The sequence below is a fragment of the Streptomyces sp. NPDC002701 genome (genome assembly GCF_042889045.1).
Classification (GTDB): Bacteria; Actinomycetota; Actinomycetes; order Streptomycetales; family Streptomycetaceae; genus Streptomyces.
Genome location: NZ_JBIAQL010000002.1, coordinates 448,490 through 468,407, shown reverse-complemented (window position 1 = coordinate 468,407; position 19,918 = coordinate 448,490). Strand labels below are relative to the sequence as shown.

At 72.7% G+C, this 19,918-nt stretch carries 17 protein-coding genes and 1 pseudogene; 7 read left to right on the top strand and 11 right to left on the bottom strand.

What is annotated here, in order from left to right; genetic code table 11:
• Positions 1-208: 208 nt before the first annotated feature.
• Both ACFYXC_RS06420 and ACFYXC_RS06415 read right to left on the bottom strand, forming a co-directional pair.
• The gene (locus tag ACFYXC_RS06420; protein ID WP_389547605.1) at positions 209-2,008 is read right to left on the bottom strand and encodes a bifunctional sugar phosphate isomerase/epimerase/4-hydroxyphenylpyruvate dioxygenase family protein; all 1,800 of its coding nucleotides are present in this window, start codon (positions 2,006-2,008) and stop codon (positions 209-211) included.
• Between the two features lie 89 nt (positions 2,009-2,097).
• Positions 2,098-3,003: a shikimate dehydrogenase gene (locus tag ACFYXC_RS06415; RefSeq protein ID WP_389547602.1), complete on the bottom strand. Its 906-nt coding sequence runs from the start codon at positions 3,001-3,003 to the stop codon at positions 2,098-2,100.
• A gap of 164 nt (positions 3,004-3,167) precedes the next feature.
• Between ACFYXC_RS06415 and ACFYXC_RS06410 the strand changes: the two genes are divergently transcribed.
• Positions 3,168-3,833 (top strand): TetR family transcriptional regulator, encoded by a 666-nt coding sequence (locus ACFYXC_RS06410; protein WP_388916829.1) that lies wholly within the window; start codon positions 3,168-3,170, stop codon positions 3,831-3,833.
• 252 nt (positions 3,834-4,085) lie between these two features.
• Entirely contained in the window at positions 4,086-5,441 is a 1,356-nt protein-coding gene (locus ACFYXC_RS06405) for an MFS transporter (protein WP_389547599.1), read from the top strand.
• Between the two features lie 46 nt (positions 5,442-5,487).
• Here the strand turns inward: ACFYXC_RS06405 and tgmB are convergent, their stop codons facing one another.
• The 3 genes from tgmB to ribA all read right to left on the bottom strand — a co-directional run bounded on the left by tgmB (position 5,488) and on the right by ribA (position 8,271).
• Positions 5,488-6,477: an ATP-grasp ribosomal peptide maturase gene (tgmB, locus tag ACFYXC_RS06400; RefSeq protein WP_388916835.1), complete on the bottom strand. Its 990-nt coding sequence runs from the start codon at positions 6,475-6,477 to the stop codon at positions 5,488-5,490.
• 16 nt (positions 6,478-6,493) lie between these two features.
• Positions 6,494-6,685 carry a putative ATP-grasp-modified RiPP gene (tgmA, locus tag ACFYXC_RS06395; RefSeq protein WP_388916838.1) on the bottom strand — a complete coding sequence of 64 codons (192 nt, stop codon included), beginning with the start codon at positions 6,683-6,685 and terminating at the stop codon, positions 6,494-6,496.
• Between the two features lie 926 nt (positions 6,686-7,611).
• Entirely contained in the window at positions 7,612-8,271 is a 660-nt protein-coding gene (gene ribA, locus ACFYXC_RS06390; RefSeq protein ID WP_388916841.1) for a GTP cyclohydrolase II, read from the bottom strand.
• 39 nt (positions 8,272-8,310) lie between these two features.
• On the opposite strand from ribA, the gene ACFYXC_RS06385 reads away from it, so the two are divergent.
• Positions 8,311-9,102 carry a creatininase family protein gene (locus tag ACFYXC_RS06385; RefSeq protein WP_388916844.1) on the top strand — a complete coding sequence of 264 codons (792 nt, stop codon included), beginning with the start codon at positions 8,311-8,313 and terminating at the stop codon, positions 9,100-9,102.
• A 161-nt stretch (positions 9,103-9,263) separates the two neighbouring features.
• Here the strand turns inward: ACFYXC_RS06385 and ACFYXC_RS06380 are convergent.
• The 5 genes and pseudogenes from ACFYXC_RS06380 to ACFYXC_RS06360 form a co-directional block, all read right to left on the bottom strand.
• Positions 9,264-10,328 (bottom strand): annotated as a pseudogene (locus tag ACFYXC_RS06380) (lysylphosphatidylglycerol synthase transmembrane domain-containing protein); the annotation flags it as partial.
• Complete coding sequence (locus ACFYXC_RS06375) at positions 10,328-11,320, bottom strand: class I SAM-dependent methyltransferase (RefSeq protein ID WP_389547595.1); 993 nt, start codon at positions 11,318-11,320, stop codon at positions 10,328-10,330. The gene ACFYXC_RS06375 and the pseudogene ACFYXC_RS06380, both read right to left, overlap by 1 nt.
• Entirely contained in the window at positions 11,317-12,417 is a 1,101-nt protein-coding gene (locus ACFYXC_RS06370) for a glycosyltransferase family 4 protein (protein ID WP_389548396.1), read from the bottom strand. Before ACFYXC_RS06370 ends, ACFYXC_RS06375 begins: the two co-directional genes overlap by 4 nt.
• A gap of 23 nt (positions 12,418-12,440) precedes the next feature.
• Positions 12,441-12,839, bottom strand: coding sequence for a 6-pyruvoyl tetrahydropterin synthase family protein (locus tag ACFYXC_RS06365; protein ID WP_388916851.1), 399 nt, complete (start codon positions 12,837-12,839; stop codon positions 12,441-12,443).
• A gap of 220 nt (positions 12,840-13,059) precedes the next feature.
• Positions 13,060-14,043: a dehydrogenase gene (locus tag ACFYXC_RS06360; protein WP_389547592.1), complete on the bottom strand. Its 984-nt coding sequence runs from the start codon at positions 14,041-14,043 to the stop codon at positions 13,060-13,062.
• 144 nt (positions 14,044-14,187) lie between these two features.
• Here ACFYXC_RS06360 and ACFYXC_RS06355 point away from each other — a divergent pair, with 144 nt between their 5' ends.
• Entirely contained in the window at positions 14,188-14,970 is a 783-nt protein-coding gene (locus ACFYXC_RS06355; RefSeq protein ID WP_389547589.1) for a CDP-alcohol phosphatidyltransferase family protein, read from the top strand.
• Between the two features lie 156 nt (positions 14,971-15,126).
• On the opposite strand, the gene ACFYXC_RS06350 is transcribed toward ACFYXC_RS06355, so the two are convergent.
• Entirely contained in the window at positions 15,127-16,602 is a 1,476-nt protein-coding gene (locus ACFYXC_RS06350) for an MFS transporter (RefSeq protein WP_389547586.1), read from the bottom strand.
• Between the two features lie 359 nt (positions 16,603-16,961).
• Here ACFYXC_RS06350 and ACFYXC_RS06345 point away from each other — a divergent pair, with 359 nt between their 5' ends.
• The 3 genes from ACFYXC_RS06345 to ACFYXC_RS06335 all read left to right on the top strand — a co-directional run bounded on the left by ACFYXC_RS06345 (position 16,962) and on the right by ACFYXC_RS06335 (position 19,697).
• Positions 16,962-17,540: a TetR/AcrR family transcriptional regulator gene (locus ACFYXC_RS06345; protein ID WP_388916864.1), complete on the top strand. Its 579-nt coding sequence runs from the start codon at positions 16,962-16,964 to the stop codon at positions 17,538-17,540.
• Between the two features lie 170 nt (positions 17,541-17,710).
• Complete coding sequence (locus tag ACFYXC_RS06340) at positions 17,711-19,057, top strand: sensor histidine kinase (protein WP_389547583.1); 1,347 nt, start codon at positions 17,711-17,713, stop codon at positions 19,055-19,057.
• Positions 19,026-19,697 (top strand): response regulator, encoded by a 672-nt coding sequence (locus ACFYXC_RS06335; RefSeq protein ID WP_388916870.1) that lies wholly within the window; start codon positions 19,026-19,028, stop codon positions 19,695-19,697. The genes ACFYXC_RS06340 and ACFYXC_RS06335 overlap by 32 nt, the downstream gene beginning before the upstream one ends.
• Positions 19,698-19,918: the final 221 nt, after the last annotated feature.

The following is a 19,918-nucleotide window of genomic DNA, read 5'->3' as shown; positions in this document are numbered from 1 at the left end:
GCGCCCTTGTGAAGGGCGGGCCCCATGTGTGGTCTTCACCCGCGGGCCGGTGGGGGCCGTTCGCGCAGTTCCCCGCGCCCCTCAAGGACAAGGGCTACCGCCCCCGATGAAAGACAGGGGCGCAGCCCCGTCTTTCAGGGGCGCGGGGAACTGCGCGCTCAACCCCCACCGGCCCGCAGCCGACGAACACCCCCGGGGCCCCCGCCCCTCAAAGCCCCCGGGCCCGCTGGGCCGCCAACCGTACCGGCGCGTTCCGCGCGCCGTACCCCCGGTAGCCCCCGTCCCGCTGGACCAGTTCGAAGAAGACCCGGCCGACCGTCTGCGTGTAGCAGTGGCGGAAGGCGCCGTCCGCGTCCCGGTCGTAGAGGATGCCGAGTTCGCGCAGGGTCTCCAGTTCGCCGTCGCCGAACTCGTACCTGGCCGCGAGGTCGTCGTAGTAGTTGGCGGGGATGGCCAGCAGCCGGCCGCCCGCGGCACGGAAGCGGCGGGCCGCCGTCACGAGGTCGTCGGTGGCGAGCGCGAGGTGCTGGGCCCGGCCCCCCTCGTCGGCGCTCGGGGCCGGCCCGACACCGAGGGCGATACGGACGCTGCCGTCGGCGTTGGTGACGGCACGGCTGCGCAGGAGCCCGTACTGATCGGCCACGTCCACGCTCTCCTGGGCGCCGAGCCCGAGGACGCTGCGGTGGAAGAGGGCGGCCTCGTCGAACTGGTGCCAGGGCTGGGTGAGGGCCAGGTGATCGATGCGCCGCACCCCGCCGGCAGCAGGCTCCGGGGCGCCCGTGGGTCCGACCGGTTCGAAGTCGTCCGTCCAGCTGGGCAGTCCGGGCCGGCCGGTGGCGCAGAAGAAGAGTTCCGTGCCGTCGGGTGCGGCGACGGCGTCCAGGGGCACGTCCTGCGGCGCGCGACGGCGCGGGAGCACGGGGGCGAGGAGCGACTCGGCCCGCCGGGCCGCGCCCGCCGGGTCCGGCGACTCCAGCCCGACCGCGGCGAGTCGCGTACCGTCGCGGCGGGCGACCGGACCCGTGTTGAGCAGTACCCGGGCCTCGCCCTGCTGCCAGAGGTCGACCGGCTTGCTGCGGTGCCGGGCGGCCCGGGCGAAGCCGAGCGCTTCGAGGATCTCCGTGACGGGTTCGACGTCGGGGGCGACCAGTTCGGCGAAGGCGATGCCGCTCGGCACGACGGGCGCGGGCGGTTCGGTGAGACCGACGTCCTCCTGCAGGACGAGGAGCGAGCGCAGCGCGTCGACGGCGGTCGGCCCGGCCTCGGCCTGCCGGAACACGTCGTTGAAGACCTCCAGGGAGAGGGGCCCCCGGTATCCGGTCCGGATCACGTGCCCGACGAGCCCGGCGAGGTCGAAGCCGCCCTGGCCGGGGAAGCAGCGGTAGTGGCGGCTCCACTGGAGTACGTCCATCGCCATCAGCGGGGCGTCGGCGAGCTGGAGGAAGAAGATCTTCTCCCCCGGGATGTCCTCGATCCCCTTGGGGTCGGAACCGCGGGCCAGGATGTGGAAGCTGTCCAGACAGGTGCCGAGCGCGGGATGGCCGGCGGCCTCGACGATGCGCCAGGCGTGGTCGTACGTGCTGACGTGCCGCCCCCAGGCCAGCGCCTCATACGCGACGCGTATGCCGAAGCCGTCGGCCAGCTCGGCGAGGCGGCGCAGGTGGAAGGCGGCGAGCGCGTCGTCGTCGACGGCGTGCGGTGAGACGCTGGAGCACACGAGGACGGTGTCGGCGCCGAGCCGCTCCATGAGCCGGAACTTGTGCTCGGCGCGGCGCAGATTGTGCTCGAACTCCTCCCCGGGGACTGCCTCGATGTCACGCATCGGCTGGTAGAGATCGATGCTCAGGCCGAGATCGGCGCAGCGAGCACGGATCTCCTCCGGGCGGAGGGGACTCGCCAGCAGATCGTTCTCGAAGATCTCGACCCCGTCGAACCCGGCCCGGGCGGCGGCGGTGAGTTTCTCGGTGAGTCCTCCACCGAGAGAAACGGTGGCGATGGACGTACGCACGTGTGTCACTCCTCGTCTTCTCCGGGGCGCGGGCCACCCGCGCCCCGCCCACACAGGCCCGTCCACACAGGCCCACCCACAAGGCGCCCTCAGCTCCGCGCTCCCGCGGCCTCCGTCCCGGACTCGGAGCCGGCTCCGGACCCGGCCAGTTCAGCGATGTCCGCCAGCATCCGCACCGCGTCCGGCGAACGCCCCGTGAACAGCCGGAACGCGTCCGCCGCCTGGAACACGGCCATCCCCCCGCCGTCGAGCACCGCACACCCCGCCTCCCGGGCCGCACGCAACAGCGCGGTCTCCAACGGCCGGTAGACGACCTCGGCCACCCACAGCCCGGGATGCAGCAACTCGGCCGCGAACGGCATCCCGGGATGCGCGGCCATGCCGGTGGGCGTGGCATGCACGACACCGTCGGCGCCGCCGAGCAGCCCGGCCAGGCGGTCCGGTGTGCCGGCGGTCGCCCGCCCCGCACCGAAGTGCCGGTTCAGCGCGGCGGCCAGCGCCCGCGCCCGGTCGGCCAGCGCGTCCACGACGGTCACATGCCCGGCCCCCAGGGTGAGCAGGGCATGTGCGACGGCCGCCCCCGCGCCCCCCGCACCCAACTGCACCACCCGCTCAAGGGGAGCATCGGGCAGCCCGCGCGCGAAGGATGCCGCGAAACCGGTCACGTCCGTGTTGTGCCCGATCGCGCGCCCGCCGTCCAGGACGACGGTGTTCACCGCGCCGAGCGCCTCGGCCTGCGGTGAGAGGGCGTCGAGGTGCTCGATGACCAGTTGCTTGCAGGGGTGGGTGATGTTCAGCCCGTCGAAGCCGAGGTCGCGGGCCGCGCGGAGCAGGTCTCCGACCGCCTCCGGCGCGACGCCGAGCTCGTCGATGTCGATGAGCCGGTACAGGTAGCGCAGTCCCTGTCGGTCGGCCTCCCGCTCGTGCAGGGCGGGGCTCAGCGACGGGCCGACGCCGGCGCCGATCAGCCCGACGAGATACGAGTCCTTGACCACGACGGACCTCCTGAGCGGCTTACTAATGTACGAACTAGTACGTTAGCTATATCAGTTTCCCGCGGTGTCGGACAGGCCCACCGACGGACCCGCGCCCGCCGGCCGGCGCCTGCTTCTACAATTCCCGGCATCGCCCCCCCTCGCCCGAAGGAACCCCAGACCCGATGACCAGCGTCGAAGAACCGGCAAGGCCGAACGGGCGCGTCCGCGACGCCGTCCGCACCAGGGCCGAGATCCTCGACGTGGCGACCCAGGAGTTCGCCAGGGCCGGCTACGACGGGGCCCGGGTGGACGAGATCGCCGCCCGCACCCGGACCACGAAGCGGATGATCTACTACTACTTCGGCGGCAAGGAGCAGCTGTTCACCGCCGTGCTGGAGCGGGCGTACGGCGTCATCCGGGAGGCCGAGCAGGGGCTCGACGTCGAGCACCTGGACCCGGTCGCGGCCATCCGCAGGCTGGCCGAGCTGACCTTCGACCATCACGAGGCGCACCCGGACTTCATCCGCCTGGTCAGCATCGAGAACATCCACGGGGCGGAGCACATCGCCGCCTCCGAGGAACTCGGCAGGATCGGCTCGCCCGCCCTGGACGTGATCCGCCGCATCCTGGCGTCGGGACGGGAGTCGGGCCTGTTCACGGCCGACGTCGACGCCGTGGACCTGCACGCGATGATCAGCTCGTTCTGCTTCTTCCGGGTCGCCAACCGGCACACCTTCGGCGCCCTGTTCGGCCGCGACCTGGTCGACCCGGCACAACGGGAGCACTACCGCAGCATGCTGGGCGACATGGTCATCGCCTATCTGACCGCGGACCGCGCGACGCACTGACCGTGGCCCGCGGCGGCGGTGCGGCCCCAGTGTGGCGCCGGTGTGCGGCGGCAAGATCCTTCGGCGCGACCTCTTGACACCCGGGAAACGTGAGCGCAACATCCGTGCCACCGCTACTAACTACCCAGTGGGTTAATTAGCCGGGCAGCGCCCGGCGCGGCCGTCCCGTCACCCCGGGGAGCCGGCACGTCCCCTTCTCCGCCCACACCGCTCACTCCGCCTACGTTGGAGTTCCCCCGAAGGAGCACCGCCGTGTCCGTCCCCGCAGCACCCCTCGACGCGCCACCCGGCCAGCCCAGGAAGGCCGCGACCGCCGCCTGGATCGGCAGCGCGCTGGAGTACTACGACTTCTTCATCTACGGCAGCGCGGCCGCGCTGATCTTCCCCGAGGTCTTCTTCGACGAGTCGGACCCGGCCACCGCGACCCTGCTGTCCCTGGCCACGTTCGGCGTCGCGTACGCGGCCCGCCCGGTCGGCGCGCTGTTCCTGGGGCACTTCGGTGACAAGGTCGGCCGCAAGAAGATCATGGTCTTCACGCTGATCCTGATGGGCGTCTCCACGTTCCTCATCGGCTGTCTGCCGACCCGCGACCAGGTAGGCACACTGGCGCCCGTGCTGCTGGTCCTGTGCCGGGTCCTCCAGGGCATCTCGGCCGCGGGCGAGCAGGCCAGCGCCAACTCCATGTCGCTCGAACACGCGCCGGCGGACAGACGCGGGTTCTTCACCAGCTTCACGCTCAGCGGTACGCAGGGCGGACAGCTCCTCGCCACCCTGGTGTTCATCCCGGTGGCCGCACTGCCCGAGGACCAGCTGCTCTCCTGGGGCTGGCGCGTCCCGTTCTGGATGAGCATCGCGGTCGCCGTGGTCGGCTACGTCATCCGCCGCACCCTGGAGGAGACGCCGACCTTCACCCAGCAGGCCGCCACCGAGGGCGTCGCGAAGATGCCCCTCGCCGTGCTGATGCGCGACCACTGGGCGGACGTCCTGCGGGTCGTCGCGGCCGCCCTCGTCGCCTCCGTCAGCACGATCTTCACGGTGTGGGCGCTGGCGTACGCGACCAGCGACTCGGTCGGCATGGACCGCACGTCCATGCTGTGGGTGGGCGCGCTCGCCAACCTCGTCGCGCTCGGCGCGATCCCGCTGTGGGCCACGCTGTCCGACCGCATCGGCCGCCGCCCGGTCTTCCTGGTCGGCGCCGCCGGCAGCGCCGTCCTGATGTTCCTCTACCTGTGGGCGATCTCCACGGGCTCGTACCCGCTGATTCTGGTCCTCGGCATCGTCACCTTCGGCGTCGTCTACAGCGCCGCGAACGGTGTCTGGCCGTCCTTCTACGGCGAGATGTTCTCCACCCGGGTCCGCCTCTCCGGCATGGCCATCGGCACACAGATCGGCTTCGCGGTCGCCGGCTTCGCGGTGACCTTCGCCGCGCAGATCGCCGGCCCGGACGGCGACGACTGGATGGCGGTGGCCCTGTTCACGGCGGCGCTGTGCGTCCCGCCGGTGATCGCCGCTCTCACGGCCCGCGAGACCCACAAGCTGCCCACCGAGCAGCTGGGCGAGCAGCCGCGCCAGGAGTCACCCTCCACCCGTCCGAGGATCTCGGCGTAGCCCTGCCGTCACCGCTCGGGGACGCACGCCCCCGCGGGCGCGTCGTTCAGTGGCCCTCCATGGCCCATGACCTGGCTCCCTTCATGGAGGGGCGGGGGGCGGTCGGGGCGGCCAGCCAGTCGGCCACCGCGGCCGCTATCGGCTGGCCCGACTCGATCTGCACGAAGCCGAACTGGCCGGACTGGTTGCACTCCAGGAACCACCACATCCCCTCGGCGTCCTCGGCGAAGTCGAAGGCCCCGAAGGCCAGTCCGGCCTCACGGAGGTACGTGCGCACCCCGGCGGCGACGGACGACGGCGCGTCCACCGCCTGCCACGGGGATCCGGAGGGCGCGAACCGTACGTCCACGTCGTTGGGGTCGGCGTCCGCGGCGACCGCCTTGCGCGCGGCGAAGATCCGGTCGCCGACGCAGGTCAGCCTGATGTCGGCCCGCTTGGCCACCCGTCGCTGGAGCAGGGTCGGGCCGAAGGCCACGGCCGTGAAGTCGGTGCCGGGCGCGACCCGGCTGGTGGGCACCGCCCTGGGCGGTTCCTGCGGGTGTGCGCCCGAGACGGGCTTGACCACCAGGTCCGGGAAGCGCCCGGCGAAGTCGCGGGCGGCCTGCGGGAACGTGGTGATCAGCGTGGCGGGTACGGGCAGGCCGCTGCGCTGGGCCAGATGGAGCTGCCAGGGCTTGTGGCGGGCCCGGCGGGCCGCGTCGGGGTGGTTCATCCAGCGCGCGTCGGTGGCACGCAGCATGCCGTAGAGGGCCTGTGCGGACTCCTCGGTCAGCCAGTCGGAGGGTTCGGCCGCGTGGGCCGCGGGCACACCGGGCCTGCGGACCCAGACGGACCGCAGCCCGCTCATGCTCACCAGGCGGCCGCCGACGGACAGATGTCCGTGAAAGCCCCCGCGCACGTACTCGCCCGACAGGGCCACCGGGCCCGGCAGGTCCGCGGGATCGAGGCGGACGACCGGGACGCCGGTCCCGTCGAGTTCGGCCACCACCATGTCCGCGGTCACATCCTGTTCGCACGTCAGGACCAGAACCGTCATTTTCGGAGGTCCGGATTCAGTCGTCGAAGTGGGTCTTCGAGCCGGCCGTGGAGGTGGTGGCTCCCAGCTCCCGCAACACGGCGTAGTCATGAGCGGCGAGCCGCCCGTCCGGCAGGACGTTCAACTGCAGTCTGGAGTCATAGGCGTACGCAGCGCTGACCTCCAACTGCTGGGCCGGACGGGCATAGTTGAGCGCGAACGGTCGCATCGGTTCTCCTTGCTCGGTGCGGACCCGCCCAAGCGGATCGTGACGCTCCGGCATCACGGTACCCGGCGGGCCCACTGGGCTTCCACGGAGATATACGAATCGAACTGGAGAATGGTTGCCTCACGCTGCGTAGTCACGCAAGCGGTATCATCCGTCACTCGTTCCGGTGAGGCCGATCCTGCGTGCACGGGGCAGTCGGGTGCACCCGTAGGACGCGCGTCCCGGGCCCACGGATCCCGGGGCCGCGCCGTGGTCCGTCGCACGGGCACAACCGTGCCTGTCGAACGTCTCGCGCGCCCGTCGGGTGCCCGGCGGCGGGCGCTGTCCGTGTGGGCCGGCGCGCGGGGCTTCGCGCCTGCGCGGCCGTGACCACGGATTTCACCCGGCGGGCACCTCCCTCGTACCGCGTTCGGCCGCCGACCGGGGGCGTGCCGAGAGCGAGTTGGAGCAACTCGGAGCAAGGAGCGGAACCGGGCGGAACCGGCCCGCGCCGACGGCGCGCGCCTTGCTCGGACCGCCTCTTCGCCCGGCGCGTGGACGACCGGACGACACTCGTCTGCCCGGGTACGTGAATTCCGCGCCTCGTCACGGATGTGGCGCACATCTCATGTCATGAGGTCCGCCCGGAGGTTTCGGAAGCTCTCCGGCCGGTCCCCGACCGTGGTCGGGCGTGTGCGCAGGGTCGCGTCGGCGCCGCTGTCCGCCGGAGTGAAGTCGGCGGTGCCGCGCGCGAGTTGGGCGGGTCACTGTCGGGACGCCCGCGCGGTGCGTCGTGGGGCGTGGCCCCGGTCGCGGTGTCCGCGACGGTGCACGGCCGCCGCGCGCCGCGGGAGAGGCCGGCGGCGCGCGGGGCGGCTACGGGTGGACGGCTGCCGATGGACAGCTGAAGCACGGGCTGCGGAAGGACGGCTGCCGGTGCGGCGGGTTCAGGCGCGGTGGCCCACCACGGCGTCCAGGTGGGGCAGGTCGTGGTCCAGGCGCTCGCGCTTGGTCCGCAGGTAGGTGATGTTGTCGTCGCACGGCGGGATCAGCAGCGGTACCTGCGCGTCGACCCTGATGCCGTTGCGCACCAACGCCTCGCGCTTGCGCGGGTTGTTGGACAGCAGTCGCACCGAGCGGACGCCGAGGTCGTGCAGGATGTCCGCGCCCACGCCGTAGTCGCGGGCGTCCACGGGCAGTCCGAGCGCGAGGTTCGCCTCCACCGTGTCGAGGCCCTCCGACTGGAGCTTCATCGCCTGGAGCTTGGCCAACAGGCCGATGCCCCGGCCCTCGTGCCCCCGGAGGTAGATCAGGATGCCGCGGCCCTCAGCCGCCATCTCCCGCAGCGCGGTGGACAGTTGGGGACCGCACTCGCAGTGCCGGGACCCGAACGCGTCGCCCGTCAGGCACTCGGAGTGCAGCCGGGTGAGCATTCCCTCTTCCTGGATGTCGCCGAGAACCAGGGCCACCTGTTCGTCTCCGCGGGTACGGTCCAGGTAGCCGACGGCCTGGAAATCACCGTACACAGTGGGCAGCGGGGCATTCACGACCCGCTCGACACCCGAGGTCCGGGATTCCCCGGCGAGAACGCCATCTATTTCTGTCATGATTCTGGTTCCTAAGCAGAGACGAAAGGTCGCGAGAACATGGTCGATTCGGGCGGTTCGGAGATACGGCTCACGGTGTCGGGGCCGTTGCCCGCGGACACCACGGAGGACGTGAGGGCGCGAGGTGCCGGTGTCGCCCGGCAGGTCGCCGTACTCCCCGTGGGCAGCTTCGAACAGCACGGTCCTTATCTGCCGCTGTCGACCGACACGCTGGTCGCGTGTGCGATCGCCCGGGAGGTCGCTGCCGCATTCCCCGTGCATCTCCTTCCTCCGGTGACGATTTCCTGCTCGCACGAACACGCGGCCTGGCCGGGAACGGTGAGCATTTCCTCCGTGACACTCCATGCGATGGTGCGGGACATAGCCGATTCACTGCGTCGGTCCGGTGTCGACACACTCGTACTGATCAATGGTCACGGCGGCAACTACGTGTTGGGCAATGTCGTTCAGGAATCCTCCGCGGCCGGTGGACGAATGGCTCTGTTCCCGGCGGTCGAGGACTGGGAAGCGGCACGGGAGGCGGCCGGGGTGGAGACCTCACTGCTCACCGACATGCACGCGGGGGAAATCGAGACCTCCATTCTGCTGCACACCCATCCGGAATTCCTCAAGCCCGGGTACGAGACCTCCGACGTCGTCGCCGACGACCGTCGGCAGTTGCTCTCCCTCGGCATGTCGGCCTATACCAAGTCCGGTGTCATCGGCCGCCCTTCGAGGGCGTCCGCGGGGAAGGGGAAGGAACTGCTGGCTTCGCTCGCCGACTCCTTCGGAGCGTACTTCTCCCTACTGACATCGGACTCCGACGTCCCACCGGTCACCGGTCCGCACTGAGCGTCCCCGGTCTCCCGTGCGTCCGGGCCGGCTCCGGCCGCCGCGCCCGTCCCCCGCGGGCCGCGCAGTCCCACGTACCAGCGTCCGGCGAGGACGGCGACTCCGGGCAGGCTCGCGACGAAGCTCAGCACGCCGTAGACGACGGCCACGGTCAGGCCCTGGGCCGCGCCCAGGCCCGCGGCGCCGAACGCCCAGGCGGTGACGCCCTCCCTGGGCCCCCAGCCGCCGACGTTCAGCGGCAGGCCCATGGCGATCAGAGCCAGCAGCGCGAGGGGCACCAGCGCGGCGGCGGGGGCGTCCGATCCGGCCACCCGGGCCGCGAGCAGGAACATCAGGACGTGCCCGGCGAGGACCACGACGGACGAGAGCAGCACGCCCGGCCAGCTGCCGCGGGCCAGCAGTGCCCCGCGCGCCTCGGTGAGCGTGGCCCGCACGGCCCGGTGGCGGCGGGAGGTGCGCGGCGTCCTGCTCCTGCCGCGCAGGGCGCCCACGGTGACGACCCCGCACAGCGAGACGACGGCCAGCAGCGCGACGAGGTGCCGGACCTCGGTCAGTACCGGCGAGGGCCGGGTGAGCAGTACGGCCAGGCCGACCACGGCCAGGACGACCTGTCCCGCGACCCGTTCGAGGACGACCGCACGGACTCCGCGCCCGACGTCGCCGGCGCTCTGTCCGTGCCGTACGGCCCGGTGCACGTCGCCGAGTACCCCGCCGGGCAGCGCCGCGTTGAGGAACAGCGCGCGGTAGTAGTCGGCGACGGCGGCGCCCAGCGGCAGCCCGAGCCGCATGCCCCGGGCGACGACGCGCCAGCGCCAGGCGCTGAACACCGTGGTGAGCAGCCCGATGCCGAGCGCCGCGAGGAGCGTGCCCCCGTCGATCCGGCGCAGGCCGTCCAGGAAGACACCCGTGCCGAGCCGCCAGGTCAGCACGGTGAGGATGACGACACCGGCGACCGTACCGAAGTGGGTGCGCAGGAACCGCGAGCCGAGGGCGGCGCGGACACGGGCCGGGCCGCCGCCCGGGAGCGTGGCAGTCGTGACGCCACCGCCGTGCGCGTCCGCGGCGGGCGCGCCACGGCCGGCCGTGGGCCGCGGGGCGGGGTCGTCGGAGCCGTCGCCGGCGTCGGGCGCCCCCGTGGTCCCTTCCGCGGCCGACAGCTCTTCGTCCAGGGCGGCCAGGGCCGTCAGGGAGCGTTCCTGCTCCGCGACGGCCCCCGTGCCGGCCATCAGACGCCTCCCACCGGGCGGGCCAGCGCGAGCAGGTCGTCGTGGTGGACCACCGCGGTCAGTTCCCCCGCCTCGCAGGCCGCGAGGCGCTCACGGAGGTAGTCCTCGGCGCGGGCGGCCAGTTCGGGGCGCTGTTCGACGGCCGCGCCGACCCAGCCGCGCAGCCACTCCGCCGTCAGGGCCGACTCGTCCGGGCCCAGCCGCCAGGCGCTCGGGTGCACCCTGACCGTCGCGCCGTGCCGGGAGAAGGCGTCGCAGGCCGTGCTGACCGCCTCGGGGCCGAGCAGGTCCCCGCGCCGCTGGTGGTCGTTGAACGCGTCGGCGATCTCGGCGTCCAGCGGGTGGGCCGGGGTGAGTTCGACGCGCCCCACCACCGACAGGGTGAGGAGGGCGGGGCAGCCGGCTCCGGCGCAGGCCGCGGCCAGTGCCTCGATCTCCTCGGCGTCCAGGACGTCCAGCAGGGCGGAGGCCGTCACCAGCGAGGCGCCGGCCAGGGCGTCGGCGGTCAGCCGGCCGACGTCGCCGCGCTGGGTCTCCACGGTGACCCGGCTGCCGTCGGCCGCCGAACGGGGCGACCCGACGGCGGCGAAGTGCAGCAGATACGGGTCGCGGTCGTGCAGCACCCAGTGCTGGGGTCCGTCGAGGCGGGGCGCGAGCCACCGCCCCATGGAGCCGGTGCCGCAGCCGAGGTCGTGGATGACGAACCCGTTGGCCCTGCGCGGCAGGTTCGCGAGCCGGATCCGCAGCGGATCGAGCAGTTCGGACGCCCGGGCCGCGGCGTCGACGCCCTCCCGCAGCTGCAGCCACTCGGGGGCGTAACGGGTGGTGTCGTCGGTGGCCTCGCCGCGGGTGCGGTCGCCGAGCCGAATCGTTCCTGTGTCCCGTGGGCGTTCCTGGGCTCCGGGGCCGGCCGCCGTCTCCTCGCCCGGTGCCGGCGCGGTCGTCGCGTCGGCCCCGGGAACCTCGGTCGGCGTCGTACGGGTGCCGCTCATGCCGCCCCCCTCCTTGCCTCGCTCTTCAGTCGCCCCAGGACACCCGACAGACTCCGGGCCGTGGCGGCCCAGCCTCCGAGGGAGGCGCGGCGGGCGCGCGCGGCGGCCTTGAGCCGCCGGCGCACGTCGGCCTCGCCGAACCATCCGCGCAGTTCCGCGGCGAGGGCCGCGGGGTTCTCCGGCGGGACGAGCAGGCCGGGGACCCCGCCGTCGGGCGCGCGTCCGACCGCCTCGGGGAGACCGCCGACGTCGGTGGCCAGTACGGGGATGCCGCGGGCGAGCGCCTCGGTGACGGCCATGCCGTACGTCTCGGCGTACGAGGTGAGGACCATCAGGTCGGCCGAGGCGTAGCTCGCGTCGAGCGCGGCACCGGACCGGGGCCCGGCGAGTTCCAGCCGGTCGCCGAGGCCGTGCCGCTCGATCAGGGCCCGCAGTTCGGCCACGTACTCGGGGTCCTGGTTGAGGCCGCCGACGAGGACGCAGGTCCAGGGCAGGTCGGTGACGGTGGCGAGGGCCTCGACGAGCCGGTGCTGTCCCTTGCGCGGGGTGACCGAGGCGACGCACAGCAGTCTGGAGACGCCGTCGGTGCCGGGGGCGAGCGGCGCGATGTCGGCGCCGGGGGCGGCGACATGGACGCGGTCGGGCGCGAGTCCGTGGTGGGCGACGAGCCTGCGGGCCGCCCACTCGCTGGTGGCCACGACGGCCGGTACGGCCCGCAGGGTGTGGCGTTCCCGGGCGTCCAGGTCCGCGGCGAGTTCGGGCGTGAGTCCGATCTCGTCGCCGAGCGGCAGGTGCACGAGGACGACCAGGCGCAGCCGTTCGGCCTCCGGAACGACGATCTCGGGGACCGCGCAGGCGACGATGCCGTCGAGGAGCACGACGGTGCCGTCGGGCAGCTCGGCGAGGGTGCGGGCCAGTTCGTCGCGGGCGGGGGCCTCGGGTTCGGGCCAGCTGCCGTCGACGGCGTGCTTGTGGACCTGCCAGCCGAAGCCGGGGAGGTCGAGGCTGACCCGGGCGTCGTAGACGTTGCCGCCGCTCGGCACGGTCGGGTCGTTCACCGCGCCGGGCATCACGAAGTGCAGGGCGCGCAGGGACATGGGGATGATGTCGGCGTGGTGGTTCACAGGGCACGCTCGTAGCTCGCCCAGGCGATGTGCGACTCGTGCAGGGTGACCGTGATGCCGGCCAGGCCGCGGGCGCCCTCGCCCAGTGCTCCCTTTTCGACGCGCTCGGCGAGGCGGTCGGCGACGACCTTCGCCAGGAACTCGGTCGAGGTGTTGGTGTCGGCGAACACCGGCTCGTTGTCGAGGTTGCGGTAGTTCAGCTCGGCCACCACCTCCCCGAGTTCCCTGGTGGCCAGTCCGATGTCGACGACGATGTTGTCGTCGTCCAGCTCGGCGCGGCGGAACGTGGCGTCCACGAGGAACGTCGCTCCGTGCAGGCGCTGCGCGGGTCCGAAGACCTCTCCGCGGAAGCTGTGGGCGATCATCAGGTGATCGCGGACGGTGATGCTGAACAACGGACGACCCTCCAGGTGCGGTGCGTCTGACCCCTCTGCCGGGGCGTGCCGTGTAGTACGGCCGGTCCGTTCTCCGTGTTCAGAGGGTTCGGGTCGGAGTTTCGGACGCGTTTCCCGCGGCAGGGGCGCCAGATGGGCGCGTGGTGCGAATGTGGTTACCAGGGTGCGGAATTGGCCACTCGGCGTACGGACGTGACCGTTTCGCGAGCGAAGGTGCTTTTCAGTTGTCGGTCTCGTACCGGACCAGATGACACATCGCCGTGGTCTCCCCCGTGGCCAGCCCGTTCATCACCTCGGGCAGGTCCTCGAAGGCGCATTCACCCGTGATCAGGGCGTCGAAGGCGGGATCGGCGAGGAGTTCGAGGGAGAGGGCGAGCCGGTCGGCGTACGTGCGGCGGGAGCTCCGGGCCGGTGAGACGGTCCCGACCTGGCTGCTGCGGATGACCAGGCGGCGGGAGTGGAACGTCTCGCCGAGCGGCAGAGCGACCTTCCGGTCGCCGTACCAGCTCAGTTCGAGGACGGTCCCCTCCGGGGCGAGGAGTTCGAGCGCGCGGGAGAGCCCGGCCTCGGTGGCGCTCGCGTGGACGACGAGGTCGCGCCCGCCCTCGGCGTCCGCCGGGAGCGCGAAACCGATGCCCAGGGCGCGTGCGAGGTCCGCGCGGGCCGGGTCGGCGTCGACCAACTGGACGCGGGCGGCCGGATACCTGGCGAGGAGCGCGGCGACGCTCGCGCCGACCATGCCCGCGCCGACCACGGAGATCCGGTCGCCGATCAGGGGCGCCGCGTCCCACAGGGCGTTGACGGCGGTCTCGACGGTGCCGGCGAGCACGGCCCGTGAGGCGGGCACGTTCTCCGGGACGGGCGTGACCGCGCTCGCGGGGACGACGTACCGGCTCTGGTGCGGATAGAGACAGAAGACGGTCCGTCCGACGAGTTCGGCGGGCCCTTCCTCCACGGTTCCGACACTGAGGTACCCGTACTTGACGGGTCCGGGGAATTCGCCCTCCTGGAAGGGCGCCCGCATGGCGGAGTACTGGCTTTCGGGGACCCCGCCGCGGAAGACGAGCGTCTCCGTTCCGCGGCTCACCCCTGAGAAGAGTGTTCGCACCAGAACCTCGCCTTCGGCGGGTTCCGGCAGTTCGGTGTCCCGGAGTTCACCACGGCCGGGAGAACTGAGCCAGAAGGCGCGGGCGGAGCGGTCCATTCGGCATCCTCCTGAGTGATTCATGTGAGTCGGCTGAGCGAACGGGCTGAACGATCCGGCGGCGAGCCACGTACCGACCTTTGCGAAGCCGCGCACAAGGTACGCGGCAATGATCGACTCTGTCACCTGGCCGGAGGATGTGCGGTGGCCCTGAACAACACGTATGACGCGAGGCTCTTGCAGCAGGAGACGGCCGTGGGAGCGGGCGTGCAGCTGCTGCTGCTGGCCGTGCTCGGCACGGCGATCGGCCTCGGCCCCGCGGGCTGGCTCACGGGGCTGGCGTTCGGCCTCGCCACCTGGGCCGTGCTCTCCCGGGCCCTGCACCGCTCGCGGCCCCGCTCGTTCGGCATCGCCAACCGGGTGACGCTCGGCCGGGCGACTCTCGTCGGAGGGGTGACCGCCCTGGTCGCCGACTCCTTCCAGAGCCCGCCGCCGGTCACCGTGCTGGTGGCGCTCACCGCGGTCGCCCTGATCCTCGACGCGGTCGACGGCAAGGTCGCCCGCCGCACCGGTTCCTCCACGGCGCTCGGAGCGCGCTTCGACATGGAGGTCGACGCGTTCCTCATCCTGGTGCTCAGCGTGTACGTCGCCGCGTCGGTGGGCCCGTGGGCACTCGTCATCGGCGCCATGCGGTACGCGTTCGTGGCCGCCGCGCGGTTCCTGCCGTGGCTGAACAACACGCTTCCGCCGAGCACCGCCCGCAAGACGGTGGCCGCCCTCCAGGGGGTCCTGCTGCTGCTCGCGGGCTCCGGAATCCTCCCGTACGCCCTGACGTTCGGGGTCGTCGCCCTGGCGCTGGGCCTGCTGACGTGGTCGTTCGGCCGGGACATCGGCTGGCTGTTCCGCGAGCGGGGCCCCGCCGGGCGGGCGGTCGCGCGGCCCGAACCGGCCCGCCCCCGCGAGACGGCGACGGTCGGCGCCCCGTAAGCCCACTGAGCCCCCTGAGGGGCGCGGGGAGCTGCGCGCTCGGCCCCCACGGACCCGCAGTCGGCGTACCACGTCGGCTGCGGGTCGTCCGTGGCCGGTCGCGCGGTTCCCCGCGCCCCTTGGGCGGGACGGTCGTCCCGCCGGGTCCCGGCGGTGTCAGCCTCGTGGGCCGGGAGCGACCGTCACGGTGGTCTCCTGGTCCGGACGGGTCACGTCGTCGGTGGCGGTGGCTCCGGCGGCCCGCGGCACGGCGGACATCCGGCGCACGTGCTGGACCGGGACGAGGAGCGCGGCCAGTGCCGCGGCCAGGCACAGCACGGCCAGCAGGGTGAACCCCTGGGTGTAGCCGGAGGCTTCCGGCAGGCCCGAGGGCTGCAGATGGCCGGTCACCAGGACGCTGGTCACCGCGGCTCCGACGGACCCGCCGATGGTACGGATGTTGGCGTTCATGCCGGTCGCGGCGCCGGTCTGCTCGGGCGGCACGCTGCCCACGATCAGGTGGGCCATCGAGGCGAACGCCAGACCGATGCCGAGGCCGAACACACCGGACACGAAGGCCACCTGCCACTGCTCGGCGTGCCACAGGGCGAGGAACCCGCAGGCGACCGCACCGAGCGCGGCACCGGTCGTGAGCAGCTTCTTCGCACCGACGACGGGCTCGAGCCGGCCGCTCAGGATGCCCGAGAAGAACATCGCGACCAGCATCGGCAGCATGAGCAGCCCGGACTCGGTCACACTCGCCCCGAATCCGTACCCGGCGGAACCGGGCGTCTGGACGAAGGCGGGCAGGAAGGACCAGATCGCGTACATGCCCGCGCCGAACAGCAGCGCGGCGGTGTTGGTGGTCCACACGGCGGGCAGCCGCATGATCCTCAGGTCGATCAGGGGCGAGCGGGAACGCGCCTCGGCGAGCAGCCACAGGACGAAGAGGACGACGGCCGCGGCGAACAGCCCGACGACCCGTGACGAACCCCAGCCCCACCGGGTCGCCTGGCTGAGCGGCAGGAGCAGGGCCACCAGCCACGCCGACAGCAGGACGGCGCCGAGCCAGTTCACCCGGCCCTCGGCGCGCCCCGGCGACTCGGGGACGTACCTGAGGGCGATCAGCGCGGTGACGGCGACGACGCCGACGGGCAGCCAGAACAGCCACCGGTAGTCGAGCGCGGTCACGATGGGACCGGCCGCGACCATGCCGACACCGCCGCCGGCCGCGATCACGGCGGACAGGTTGCTGATGCTGGGGCTCACCCGGGCCGCGTCGAACTCGTCCCGGATGATGCCGAAGGACAGCGGGAACAGGGCCCCGCCGATGCCCTGGACGACCCGGGCGGCGATCAGCACGCCGATGGTCGGGGCGAGCGCGGCGATCAGACAGCCGACCAGCACGGTCACCAGGACGGCGACGAGGGTGCGCTTCTTGCCGATCAGGTCGCCGACGCGGCCGAGGATCGGCGTGAAGACCGAGGCGGACAGCAGGTACGCGGTCATCACCCAGGTCGCGGTGGACTGCGAGGTGTGCAGTTCGTGCTGGACGGTCGGCAGGGCCGGCGCGATCAGCGACTGCAGCATGGAGAAGACGCCGGCACCGGTCGCGAGGACCGCGAAGGTGAGGCGGGTGGACGTGCGGGGCATGAAAAGCCTCTCCGAACTGGTTGCGGCCGAGGCCCGGACCGCGTTCGTACGGGTCCTGCGCGTGCCGGGGCGGCGCAGGGCGCGGCGGTGACCGTGGGACGGGGCCCCCCTGGCCGGGCGCGGCCGGAAGCGGCAGCCGGGGACAGGGGAAGGTCGCGGAGGATGTCAGGGAGTGTGAAGCCGGGCGGTGCCGTGCGCTCGGCGCCGGGCCCGGACGGAGACGGGGGCGTCGCGCCGCCGACGCGTGCGGCCGCACGCGTCCCCGGTGGACGCACCCCGCACTGCTAAAGTGGAGGTACGCCTCCACTCTAGCGGAGGCATACCTCCGCTTCAACCTCGTACCGCCCCTGGAGGCAGCAGTGACCGCCCAGCCGTTCCCCGTCAGCGAGATCGTCGCGTCCCGGCGGCCGCACCGGAAGGACGCGGCGCGCAACTACGACGCCCTGCTCGCCGCCGCCAGGGAAGCCTTCGCGGAGCACGGCGCCGAGGCTTCCCTGGAGGACATCGCCCGTCGCGCGGGCGTCGGCATCGGCACGCTCTACCGCAACTTCCCGACCCGCAGGCACCTCTTCGAGAGCCTGTACGCGGACGAGGTCGACGCCCTGTGCCAGGTCGCCGGGGAGGTCTCGGGTCTCGAACCGTGGGAGGCGCTGACGGCCTGGCTGGACCGCTTCGCCGGCTACATGGTCACCAAGCGGGCCGTCCGCGAGGCCCTCAACGACGAGTCGGCGATCTTCGCCGCCTGCCGCGACTCGATGTACGCGGCCGGCACCCCCCTGTTCGAACGGGCCCAGCGGGCCGGCGAGGCGCGTACGGACATGGACTTCGTCGACCTGCTGCGCATGGTCTCGGGCATCACCGCGACGACGTTCGAGGACGACGCCCAGCGCGACCGGGTCCTGTCCATCGCCCTCGACGGCGTGCGCGCCGCCCGCTGACCCGTCCGCACCGGAACGCCGGCCTGTCCGCACCTGGTGCGCCGGCCTGTCCGCACGTGGTGCGTGGGCTTCTCCTCCCTGCGGAGGATGCCTTCACGGAGGAGGCGGCCGGAAACCGTTCCTCCCCAGGCGAGAGGGGGCGCCCGCCACGACGCGTCTACCGTGGGGGCATGGAGCTGATGGACTCGTTCGCGGGACGGCGTGTGCCCCCGGCCGTCACGGACGCGGGTCTGGCCCTGCTCTTCACCGCCGGGGCGCTCGCCCCCCTCGCGCCGATGCCGCCCGGCGGACCCCAACTGCGCACTCCGGACGCCTCGTTCTTCGTACTCGCCCTGCTGTCCGCGCTGCCGCTGGCCGTCCACCGGCGGTTCCCCCTGCCGGCCCTGGTGGCGATGACGGCGGCGGTGGCCGCGCTCCAGGGGCGGCAGTACATCCCGCACCTGTCGGGCCCCGAGGGCACCTCCATCGGACCCGCCTACATCGGTGTGGCGACCGCGGTGTTCCTGACCGCCCTGCGGGGGGCGCCCCGGACGGCCACGCTGGTCGTGGCCGTCCTCATTCCGGCCGCGTCCGTCACGGAGGCGTTCCTCGCCCCGGCCGGGCACCGCGCCGCCACGCTCCTGGCGGAAGCCGTGCTGCTCGTCGCCGCGTGGGCGCTCGGCCGGCTCACCCGGGCCCGCGCCGCCATCCGCGACCAGGCGCTGGAGCGGGCGGCGGCGCTGGAACGCGCGCAGGAGGCCAACGCGCGCGCCGCCGTCATGGAGGAGCGGGCCCGGATCGCCCGCGAACTGCACGACATCGTCGCCCACAACGTCAGCCTCATGGTCGTCCAGACGATCGCCGCCGACCGGGTCCAGGACCGCGACGGCGCCAAGACCCACGAACTGCACGGCACGATCGAGGAGACCGGCCGGGCGACCGTCACGGAACTGCGCAGGCTCCTCGACGTCCTGCGCACGGAGGACGCCGCGGACACCGATCCGAACAAGGAGCCGCCGCAGCCCACCATCGGGGCCATACCCGCGCTGCTGGACTCGGTGCGCGCGGCGGGCCTCACCGTCGGCTTCACGACGACCGGGACGCCCGAGGAGTTGCCGGCCGGGGCACAGCTGACCGTCTACCGCGTCGTGCAGGAGGCCCTCACCAACACGCTCAAGCACGCCGGCCGCACCCGTACCGAGGTCACCGTCGCCTGGGAGGCGGAGCACCGGCGGCTGACCGTCCGGCTCTGCGACGACGGGCCCCGGCCGGGCGACGGGGCGGCGCCGCGGCCGCCCGTCGCGCCCGACGGGCCCGGTCACGGACTGGTCGGCATGCGGGAACGCGTCGCCGCCGTGGGCGGTTCCCTGCACACCGGCGCACGGCAGGGGGGCGGCTTCTGCGTCCACGCGCTCGTGCCGCTGCCCGGGCCCGCGGGTCCCCCGTACGACAGCTCATGGCAGGTCACCCGGCACGACGAACCCCCGCAGGAAGGGCACTCCCCGTATGCACGCCATCCGCGTCCTGCTGGTCGATGACCAGCCCATGATCCGGACGGGCTTCCGGCTCATCCTGGAGGCCGAACCGGACATCACGGTCGTCGGCGAGGCGCCGGACGGTGTCGCCGCCGTCGAGAGCGCCCGGTCGCTGTCCCCCGACATCGTCCTGATGGACATCCGCATGCCGAACATGGACGGCGTCGAGGCCACGCGCCGCATCGTGGAGACGGGATCACCGAGCCGCATCGTCATCCTGACCACCTTCGACCTGGACGCCCACGTGGTGGACGCCCTGCGCGCCGGGGCCAGCGGCTTCCTCGTCAAGGACGGTCCCGCCGACTCGCTCGTCGGCGCCATCCGCACCGTGGCCTCCGGTGACGCCGTGCTCTCGCCCCGGATCACCCACAGCCTGCTGGACCGCTTCGCCCATCTCGCCGCGCCCGCGACCCCGGACGTACCGTCCCGCCTCGGCGCCCTCACGGGCCGCGAACTCGACGTCCTGCGCGCCCTGACCCGCGGACTGTCCAACGCGGAGATCGCGCTGGAACTGGGGGTGGGAGAGACCACGGTCAAGACGCACATCGCCCACATCCTGGAGAAGTACGGGCTCCGCGACAGGGTGCAGGCGGTCATCCTGGCGTACGACTGCGGTCTGGTCGTGCCGCGCGGCGCGCGGTGACGGGGTACTCCTCCGTGCCGGACACAGCCCTACAAGAGTAAAAGGGGGGCAGTATCGGTAGGGAGTACGGTTGCGTCACCGTGCGCACCTCGTTCAGCGAACCTTCAGCAGTCGACACAGAGGATGCGGGAACACATGTATTCACAGGACGCGATCTCCGGCCACCGCCGCGGCCGCCCCGAGCCGACCGCCGAGATGCTCTCCGGGCTGGCCTGCATGAT